At 34.6% G+C, this 9264-nt stretch carries 8 protein-coding genes and 1 pseudogene; all 9 read right to left on the bottom strand.

Going from position 1 to position 9264, the window contains the following annotated elements; genetic code table 11:
- Window positions 1-759 (bottom strand): glycosyltransferase (locus DBR11_RS19545; protein ID WP_146186595.1); only part of this gene is annotated, 759 nt, incomplete at its 3' end.
- Window positions 760-834: 75 nt separating this feature from the next.
- On the bottom strand, window positions 835-1962 hold the full coding sequence (locus DBR11_RS19540; RefSeq protein ID WP_108554310.1) for an acyltransferase: 1128 nt from the start codon (window positions 1960-1962) through the stop codon (window positions 835-837).
- 119 nt (window positions 1963-2081) lie between these two features.
- The gene (gene rfbH, locus DBR11_RS19535) at window positions 2082-3386 is read right to left on the bottom strand and encodes a lipopolysaccharide biosynthesis protein RfbH (protein ID WP_108554309.1); all 1305 of its coding nucleotides are present in this window, start codon (window positions 3384-3386) and stop codon (window positions 2082-2084) included.
- A gap of 31 nt (window positions 3387-3417) precedes the next feature.
- On the bottom strand, window positions 3418-5136 hold the full coding sequence (locus DBR11_RS19530) for a thiamine pyrophosphate-binding protein (RefSeq protein ID WP_108554308.1): 1719 nt from the start codon (window positions 5134-5136) through the stop codon (window positions 3418-3420).
- A gap of 7 nt (window positions 5137-5143) precedes the next feature.
- Window positions 5144-6055: an NAD(P)-dependent oxidoreductase gene (locus DBR11_RS19525; protein WP_108554307.1), complete on the bottom strand. Its 912-nt coding sequence runs from the start codon at window positions 6053-6055 to the stop codon at window positions 5144-5146.
- Entirely contained in the window at window positions 6048-7127 is a 1080-nt protein-coding gene (rfbG, locus tag DBR11_RS19520) for a CDP-glucose 4,6-dehydratase (RefSeq protein ID WP_108554306.1), read from the bottom strand. The genes DBR11_RS19525 and rfbG overlap by 8 nt, the downstream gene beginning before the upstream one ends.
- A 3-nt stretch (window positions 7128-7130) precedes the next feature.
- Complete coding sequence (gene rfbF / locus DBR11_RS19515) at window positions 7131-7907, bottom strand: glucose-1-phosphate cytidylyltransferase (RefSeq protein WP_108554305.1); 777 nt, start codon at window positions 7905-7907, stop codon at window positions 7131-7133.
- 18 nt (window positions 7908-7925) lie between these two features.
- Window positions 7926-8954, bottom strand: coding sequence for a flavin reductase family protein (locus DBR11_RS19510; protein WP_108554304.1), 1029 nt, complete (start codon window positions 8952-8954; stop codon window positions 7926-7928).
- 2 nt (window positions 8955-8956) lie between these two features.
- A pseudogene (locus DBR11_RS19505) lies at window positions 8957-9264 on the bottom strand (lipopolysaccharide biosynthesis protein); the annotation flags it as partial.

The raw sequence follows: 9264 nt of genomic DNA, 5'->3' as shown, positions 1-9264 counted from the left end.
ATCATAAGATGGCAAGCTCAACTTATGAACACTTTCAATATAGGTGTCAAATTCAATAATTCTTTTAGAAGGCAAAAAGTAAGCATTACTTACATCGTAAGTAAAAGAAGGGCTTCTGCTAGCCTCATCCTTACTTTCAGTATAAATTAAAGGCTGCTTTATTAGTTGAGACTTACCAATCATAGCCATTTCTGCATTAATCAAATCTGGATAAAAAGGGAACATCCTTTTTTCAACAAATATTCTTTTAACTATCTCCAGATTTACATATTCACTAGTTTTATAAAACATGCCTGATGGGTGTCTTGACAAATAAGCCATGTTTATAATTGAATCGTAACCTTGACCGTAAATAATACCTTGACCTCCTTTTTTAATATTCAACTCGCAGTGTCCAAACACAACCTCTGAATCCAAATTGATATTTTCAATTAATTTTCCAATTTCGCGATAATCCAAATAATCTTTATCAAGACAAAGTAAAGCAAAGTTTCCTGATGCTAAGCCAATACATTTTAACGGATTAAGTATTCCACCAATATTTTCATCATTTTGAATTAAAGAAAAGCGATTGTCTTTTATATTATCTAATAAATCTTTAGTATTATCCGTTGAAAGATTGTCAAGCACAATAACTTCAATGTCTTGACCCGGATAAAGCAAAATATCATTTACAAGCTTATAAACCTTGTCACATCTATTGAAAGTTGGAATACAAACACTTAATGATGGAATTCTTTTCTTATTTCTATTTAACATTTGAGATACATTATAATTATTAAGCTGCTCGACATTCTATAATAAATAATTGGACAACAAAAATTATAGCAATGATCATCCTGTAGATATTACGGAAAAATCCTCCTTCTTTTTTAAAAAGTATCGTTCAATAAACCTATAGGAAAAAGCAGAAAGTAAAATTACTAAAATGAATATAAGTGGATAGGCAAGCACCATTAGGTGCATCCTATACAATACCGTTATAACTAAATTAATAATTAACACATGATACATATATATTCCATATGAGATTTTACCTAAATAATCAAAAATCGGATATTCAAGATTTAGTATACTTGTTTTAGTTCTAACTAGATTTAGAATAATAAAGCCGTATAAAATAGCATGCACTTCCCAAAAAAAGCCATGAAATTCAGTCCCTAACGCCAATAATAAAACTTCTGTAGCATACGCCAACATCTGGAATTTCTTATTTAAAATAAAGCTACTGTCTTTAATTTTAAGGTGTATTATTGCAAACAATGCACCTATCAATAAGCAATCAAATTTAAGACGATGTCGAAAGATAATATTTGTGTTAAAAAGCATAGTTGAAGAGAATCTATCTGCTATTGCTTTATTATGGATCGCTAACGACAGTAAAATACAGATGCTCAAGTAAAGAATTATAAAAACAACAATAAAGTTCACTATTTTTTTTTGACTAAATTTTTTAACAACAAATGGCCAAAAAATATAAAATTGTTCTTCTATACCAATTGACCAAGCTTGAACTGTATACAAAATAGGACCAAATACTATGGATTGTATATGAGGAAGAAATAAGATATACAATATAAAATTATATGTAAAATGATCATGTACATTTACAAAAGGTTCCCCAATTTTCAATGCAGGAAAAAATGGCATAATGAAAAACCCCAAGATCATGATTATAAAGTAAAGTGGCCATATACGCAATAGCCTTCTGATAAGGAATTTTTTGATAGATATGCCAGAAACTGATTCTTTCTCGATAAATAAAAGAGATGTAATCAAAAATCCGCTTAACACAAAGAACAAATCTACACTTAGGCTTCCTATTATCTCAACAGCAGGAATATCATAGACATTAGGCAATCCTTTAGCCATTTTTATTTGCTCCGTATGAGCTATGATAACAGCAAAAGCCGCAATAAAACGTAATGTATTTAAATTTGCAAAGTGTATTTTTTTTATCATTCTCGATAATTTGGCTAATGGCAAATTATAAAACCATTATTTAAGCTGTGACGAGTTGAATTGACCTAATTTAAATCGTCCCTTTTGTTATGAATAAGTATCTGACCTAGCAATATAGACTAACCGTTTAAGTAGTCTCTAATAATACCTTGAATGTAATCATAATGCGTTTCATTTAATCCAGGCCAAACACCTAACCAAAAAGATTGATTCATAATAGTATCTGTATTTTTCAAATCACCAATTACACGATGTTCAATATTAGCGTATGCTGGCTGACGCAACAAATTGCCTCCAAAGAGCAAACGTGTACCGATTTTTTTCTCTTCCAAATGTTGTACAAGCATATGTCTGTCATTAGAATCGCCATCCCTCAACGTTAATAAGAAACCAAACCACGACGGCTCGGAGTTGGGTGTTGGTTCGGGTAATATAAATACGTCTTCAAATTCTTTCATCCTTTCATAAAGAGCAGCGTAGTTTTCTCTTCTTCTTTGAACAAAATGATCTATTTTTTTAATTTGAGATACCCCAAACGCTGCTTGCATATCAGTCACCTTCAAATTGAACCCAATGTGAGAATAGGTATATTTATGGTCATATCCATATGGCAATGTACCTAATTGTTGCCCAAATCGACATCCACACGTATTATCCTTCCCTGGCTCACAATAACAATCACGGCCCCAATCTCTAAAACTTTCAGCAAGTTTTGCTAATTCTGGGCTATTTATCAGTACAGCCCCCCCTTCTCCCATAGTAATATGATGTGCTGGGTAAAAAGAAAAGGTAGAAATATCCCCGAAAGTTCCTGTTTTCTTCCCTCTATAAGTTGCACCTAAAGAGTCACAATCATCTTCAACTACCCAAAGATTATATTTTTTTGCCACTCTCATTACTTCGTCTAAGTCAAAAGGATTACCTAATGAGTGCGCAATCATAATTGCCTTCGTTTTGGGAGAAACAGCTTTTTCTATGTCTTCCGACAAAACATTATGAGTAGCTATATCAACATCAACAAAAACGGGCACCGCACCAAACTGAATTAAGGGATTAATTGTAGTTGGGAAACCAGCAGCAACCGTAATCACTTCATCACCAGGCTTAATAGCACGATCCCCTAATTTTGGAGAAGTTAATGCATAAAACGCGACAAGATTAGCCGATGAACCTGAGTTTACCAAGAGCGCTTTTGTTGCACCAAAATATTGAGCAAAATCGTATTCAAATTGATTAGCAAAACGACCAGCAGTTAACCAGCCATCCAAAGCAGCATCTACCCCTAATAATATATCATCTTCATCCAAAACTTTCCCTGTCACTGGAATATAGTTTTGTCCTGGGATTATAGTTTGGGTGGATTTCTTTTTTGCTATTTCTCTCAAACTATTTTCAAGAACAACATCATTAATATTTTGTAACATTTTATCTTAATTGTAATAATAAATTCATGTATTAGGTTCCTTCCATCTCTATTGGCTTTGCAAAAGGTTCCATTTCCGTAATGGGTCTTCCAAAAGCAATTTTGGGATAGGTATTCGTATGAGGATCAATCATAACTTGTAGTAACTGCGGTTGATCAACATTATTTTCATTCCAAAACCACTCAACAGCCTGGTCGATCTCCTTTGTGTCTTCTATGGTCTTTGCATCAATACCATAAGCAAGAGCAACTTTCGTAAAATCAGGAGCATCATATCCCCAATAAGTAGACTGATATCGTGATTCAAAGTAACTATCTTGAAATTGCCTAATCATACCCAATGTCCTGTTATTTAGAACGACAATTTTAATAGGCAGTTTATTTCTTACAATAGTCTGTAATTCCTGGATATTTATCTGCATACAGCCATCGCCTATAAGGACAACTACTGGCTTCTTGTCCAAGGCAATACATGCACCTATCCCGGCTGGCAATGAAAATCCCATAGCTCCCATGCCACCTGATGTAAGAAAAAATTGGCCTCTTTGCAATTCTAATGACTGTGCTGCCCACATTTGATGACTTCCCACGTCTGCTAAATAAACTTTGGCCATTTTTGATCGGCTTGAAAGTTCGTGCATAAGCTGATTCGGATTGATGCCATCAGTATTGAGTTCTTTTGTATCTGGCCAAGTCTGTTTTAAGTCGTTTACATAATTAATCCATCCATGAGGAGACACAAACGGGTATTTTTCCTTTTTTTCAGCAAAGGAGGAAAAAAAAGTATTAAGATCTGCTAGAATTGGAACACAGCCAGTAACCCGATTATTTATTTCAGCTTCTTCGCAATCTATATGGTAGATTTTACGATTTTCTATAAATTTAGTATCTGCCCCTGTTTGCCGGATGTCCAATCTACTACCCAGGACAATTAAAAGATCGCATTCACCAAAAGCAATATTAGCCCAACGATTCCCATAACTACCAATGAAACCTATCCTTTGTGGGTCACTATATGGAATAGTGTCTAAACCTAACAACGTAGTAATTACCGGGACTTTTACCCGTTCAATAAATGACTCAAAAAATTGTTGACAATTTCCTGCCTTAATACCTCGACCGGCAAGAATTAGTGGTCTGCTAGCCGATTGTATATCATCAATTAACTGACTAAGCACCTCTTCATTTATTATTGACACAGAATAATCTTGCTTTAAAAAAAATTCTGGGTTAATCTGTGCTCTTTGGACATCCATAGGAATATCAATCAAAACAGGCCCCGGCCTTCCCTCTAACGAGATCCTGTAAGCCATTTCGAAGATTTCTGGTATATCATCTGGATTATTGATCTGATAACAGGCTTTAGTTATGGGCTTAGCCATTGATAAAATATCCGTTTCCTGAAATCCCAATTGCCTGATTCCTCGTTCGCCTTTCAGTTCATGTCTATTTACCTGTCCTGTTATGAAGATGGCGGGTGTTGAATCAAAATAACAACTCCCAATACCAGTTAGAAGATTGGTAGCACCTGGTCCACTTGTAGCTAAAGCAACTCCCGGCAAATTGGTTACTCTAGCGTAACCTTCCGCTGCAAAAGCCGCGGCTTGTTCATGGTGCATTGTGACAATCTTAACATCAGTTTTTTGACTGACAGAATCTAGAATATGAGTGATCATACCGCCAGATAATTCAAAGATGCTTTTTATTCCTTTTTTAACTAAAAATTCTGCGATAAAATCTGATACTTTCATAAAAATTCTATTTTGAAATATAATAAGATACTGTTTTTCGCAGGGCTTCCTTAAAACTAGTAAACCTAGGTCTACCTATTTGTGCAACTAATTTTGACATATCCCCTTCTAAGTGCATTGGTTGGAAAGAACGGTATGGTAATGCGCCAAAATTGAGTTTAAATTCTGGGTTTACAAGGTCTCTGATTTGTTCTACAACCATGCTAATAGGTAGAACCTCGTCAGATGACACATTATAAATTCCTGAAATAATCTTTTTCGACAAGATACTTGTCATCATTTCTACAAAGTCCTTAATATAAAGATAGGCATACTTTTGTTCACCTTTGGTAAAGTCCATTTCATCTTCATTTTGCATCTTATTGATCACAGATGGGATTAACCAGTTTTCACTTTCCTTTTCCCCAAAAACAGAGAATAACCGAAGCCATATCCAATTGATTTGTCTAGGGTCACAAAATGCCTTTAGTATCTCTAAGCATGCCAATTTTGTGCCACCATATGCATTACAGGCTTTTGGCACTTCGTTTTCTGTTATTTTCCCACTGATATTACCATACTCAGCCTGGGAACCTACAAAAATCAGCTTATTTATATTAATTGACTGTGCAATTTCAAGTAAATCTGAAAGGAAATTAACATTTTTTAATTGTAGTACCCAATTATTACGTTCGGCTGCTTCGACACCAATCCATGCACAATGAATAATTTCAGTAGGTAATTTATCAATGATTATTGACTTCCAACCTCCACTTTCATCAATATTTACCCATTCAATCTCTTTTGCAAAATCGATACAGCGCCAGATATCAGAGGTCTCTCTTTTAAGTCCAATTACATCTATTCCTTCAGTAATTAATTTTTCAGCGATACTTGCACCAAGATATCCGGTAACTCCTGTAATAAGAACCCTACGCATTTAAATAGCTTAAAATTTGTTCCTCAGTAAAGCCATTAATACCCTCCTTATTTGTCGCAAATTTACGATACCAATCCATCGTAAGCATAACTGCTGTTTCCGCATTTAATTTAGGGCTCCACCCTAATTCGGAAACAGCTTTGCTAATATCTAATTTAAGTAATCCCGCTTCATGCGGCTGTCCAATTACTTGCTCTACTGAAAAACTCCCAGAACCCCATGATTTAATCGCAAGACTCAACATTTCTTCAACTGTTAAGGCATCGGATATCTGAGGCCCAAAATTATAAGCCTTACTGTAATTTAAAGGTTCATTATATACTCGTATTCCAAGTAATAGATAAGCTATCACCGGTTCCAACACATGTTGCCAGGGGCGAACTGATAGTGGATTTCTTATCACTATATTTTGATTAGAAGTTAAAGCCTTCGCTATATCCGGAATCAAACGATCCTTAGACCAATCACCACCACCAATTACATTCCCAGCGCGTCCCACAGCAATTCCTTTTTTATGTACTTCATAATTTGTTACATTAAAAAATGAGTTCCTGTAAGAGTCGATCACCAATTCTGCGCAGGCTTTACTTGCACTATAAGGATCATAGCCTCCTAAACGATCGCTTTCCCTATAAGGATATTCCCATTCATTATTATGATAAACTTTATCGGTAGTAATTAAAATAACTGAACATTTATTATCTAAAAGACGAACACCATCTAATAAATTAGCAGTTCCCACCGCATTCACCTCAAAAGTCTCAGAGGGTATTTCGTAAGACAATCTAACTAACGGCTGAGCTGCAAGATGGAAAACAAAGTCAGGTCTAAAATCCAGCATAGAATTTTTTAATGCTTCACGGTCTCTAACATCCGCTATAATTGAGTCACAGATTTCTTCTCCTTCAATCAAATGATAAAGATCATTAGACGATTGAGGAGCCAAGGCATAACCTTTTACTTCTGCACCTAGCAGATTTAGGGCTTTTAACATCCAAGAGCCTTTAAAACCAGTGTGTCCTGTCAAAAAGACCCTTTTTCCCTGATAAACCTTCTTCAATATATTATACATATACTACCAGATTTTCCATTTAGCTTCGCCACTGTTCCAAAGCTGTTCCAATTCAATTCTATCTCTCAATGCATCCATTGGCTTCCAAAACCCTCTATGCTTATAAGCCGAAAGTTGACCGTCCTCTGCAATTTCCATCAATGGCCTTTTTTCCCATTGTACCTCATCCATATCTCCTTCAAGATATTTGAATATTCCTGATTCCAAAACAAAGAAACCACCATTGATCCACATACCATCTCCCTGTGGCTTCTCTACAAAATGTTCAACAGTACCCTGATCATCCATTTCAATATTACCAAATCTTCCAGGTGTCTGAATACTTGTAAGTGTAGCTAATTTCCCGTGATTTTTATGAAATTTAACCAACTCCTTAATATTAATATCTGCTACTCCATCTCCATAAGTCAACATAAACGACTCATTGCCTATGTATTTCTGAATTTTTTTTATTCTACCTGCAGTATTTGTTGTTAAACCAGTATCTACTAATGTTACTTTAAACGACTCAGCATTGGAAAAATGAACATCTACCTTATTCTTTTCCAATTCAATCGTAACGTCAGAATTATACAAATAATAATTTAGAAAATATTCTTTTATAGTTTGAGCTTTATAACCAAGACACAATATAAAATCGTTGAAGCCATGAGCCTCGTAGATTTTCATAATGTGCCATAAAATTGGTTTACCACCGATTTCAACCATTGGTTTAGGTCTGGCTTCTGTTTCTTCCATTAACCTAGTCCCCAAGCCACCAGCCAGTATTACTACTTTCATATTTAAATGATATTTAAATTATACTTCAATATAAACGTTATCTGTAAGAGGATGTGTGCAGCAAATCAAATATTCATCTGATAACAGGTCATTTCGTCCTTTGGTTAATCCGATCATCTTTACTCTCCCAGAAATTAATTTTGCCTTACAGGTACTACAATTGCCAGTCTGACAAGAATAAGGTAATTCAATATCAGCATCTAAAGCCGCTTCTAAGATGCTTTTGCCTTTAACAACTTCAACATTAAATTCAATTTCATTAAACTTGAGTTTTACGGTTTGAGTATAAATTGATTCAAAGTCTTTAGGGTCTTTTAATAACTCAAAGTCTTCTGATAAAATATTCCCATCTGGAACACCACACTTAAGCAATGCTTCTCTTACGGATTCTTTTAAACCAGATGGCCCGCAAATATAATGTATGCTGGTATTCACATCACTGTTTTGCTCCAAAATGGATAGTGCTTGGAGTTGATTTATCCTTCCCTTTGTAATAGTACCATTATTTTGATCTAAAGCGAATCTGGTATGAAAATGCTTGACCATAAATCGCTCAGAAAATTTATTCTGCAATTCCTTTATTTGACTGCCAAAAATTGTGCTTTCGTGATTCTTATTACCATAGATTAAATTGACACCAACATCATTAAACGTAAGAATATATTTCGCTAAAGAAATTAATGGAGTAATTCCACTTCCAACTCCCCACAAATAGATCTGACTATTTGTACTTTCCTTAAAAACAAAATCCCCCATAGGTTCAAATACTTCAACACAATCTCCAATCTTTACTATATCATGAATATGATTAGACACTATCCCATTTAAAACCCTTTTGACTGTTATTTCTAAATTAGGATCAATACCTGGACAAGAAGAAAAAGAGTATGGTCGAATATAACGTCTTCCATTAATCCTAAAAATTAATGTTAGATACTGTCCTGCCAAATATTTTATTTTCCTTAACCCAGGCTGTTTGAAACTTAAAGTTAAAGTGTCTTGCGTTTCTTTTTTAATATCAATAACTTTTAATGTATAAGTAACCATAGTTAAGACATTACACTATTTAAAATTTTCTTGAATAAAAGAATGAATAAAGTTAGAAATCCAGCCAAAGCACCTCCCAATACAATCCCTTTCAATTTACTGAACTTTTCCTTCTGCAAGGGAAAGATCGGTACATCAATTACCTGTATCAATGGTGTTTCTTTTCTAAGAGAAATTTTTGACATTTCTAAATTTTTAACTAATTCACTTAAAATTGCCTTATTAGTTTCTGCAGAAAATTGTGAACGTTGTACCGGTGCTGTTCGTTGGGTTTGCCTTGTTGGGTTTAAGTTTGGTGTCGCATCAACTA

The sequence above is a fragment of the Pedobacter sp. HMWF019 genome (assembly GCF_003061025.1).
Classification (GTDB): domain Bacteria; phylum Bacteroidota; class Bacteroidia; order Sphingobacteriales; family Sphingobacteriaceae; genus Pedobacter.
The sequence above is the reverse complement of the archived record's forward strand: the minus strand, read 5'-3'. Positions and strand labels throughout refer to the sequence as shown.

Bases quoted from the DNA above. Each gene is read 5' to 3' on its own strand.
- DBR11_RS19540 (WP_108554310.1), bottom strand. From the start codon at position 1,962: ATGATAAAAAAAATACACTTTGCAAATTTAAATACATTACGTTTTATT.
- rfbH (WP_108554309.1), bottom strand. From the start codon at position 3,386: ATGTTACAAAATATTAATGATGTTGTTCTTGAAAATAGTTTGAGAGAA.
- DBR11_RS19530 (WP_108554308.1), bottom strand. From the start codon at position 5,136: ATGAAAGTATCAGATTTTATCGCAGAATTTTTAGTTAAAAAAGGAATA.
- DBR11_RS19525 (WP_108554307.1), bottom strand. From the start codon at position 6,055: ATGCGTAGGGTTCTTATTACAGGAGTTACCGGATATCTTGGTGCAAGT.
- rfbG (WP_108554306.1), bottom strand. From the start codon at position 7,127: ATGTATAATATATTGAAGAAGGTTTATCAGGGAAAAAGGGTCTTTTTG.
- rfbF (WP_108554305.1), bottom strand. From the start codon at position 7,907: ATGAAAGTAGTAATACTGGCTGGTGGCTTGGGGACTAGGTTAATGGAA.
- DBR11_RS19510 (WP_108554304.1), bottom strand. From the start codon at position 8,954: ATGGTTACTTATACATTAAAAGTTATTGATATTAAAAAAGAAACGCAA.